At 67.9% G+C, this 393-nt stretch carries 1 pseudogene; it reads right to left on the bottom strand.

What is annotated here, in order from left to right:
- Positions 1 to 393 (bottom strand): annotated as a pseudogene (locus NET02_RS16405) (NADH-quinone oxidoreductase subunit F); the annotation flags it as partial.

Below are 393 nucleotides of genomic sequence, written 5' to 3'. Positions count from 1 at the left end.
GTGGTGGGCATGCAGCTGGAAGCTGAAGCCGCTGCCGAGGATGTTCTCGCCCAGGTAGCCGGCCGCGCGCGCTTCCTCCAGCGCCTCCTGGAAGCGCTCGTAGACCTGGAAGATCTCGCCGTGGATGTAGTTGTAGCCGACCGAGGCGCCGATCGCGTAGGCGGCGATCAGCATGCCCTCGATGACGATGTGCGGGTTGTGCATCAGGATGTCGCGGTCCTTGCACGTGCCCGGCTCGCCTTCGTCGGAATTGCACACCAGGTACTTCTGCCCGGGGAACTGGCGCGGCATGAAGCTCCACTTGAGGCCCGTGGGGAACCCCGCGCCGCCGCGGCCGCGCAGGGCGCTGGCCTTGACCTCGGCGATGACCTCATCCGGCGTCATGCCCGGCCC

The sequence above is a fragment of the Thermalbibacter longus genome (assembly GCF_023806485.1).
Lineage (GTDB): Bacteria > Chloroflexota > Chloroflexia > Thermomicrobiales > Thermomicrobiaceae > Thermalbibacter > Thermalbibacter longus.
The sequence above is the reverse complement of the archived record's forward strand: the minus strand, read 5'-3'. Positions and strand labels throughout refer to the sequence as shown.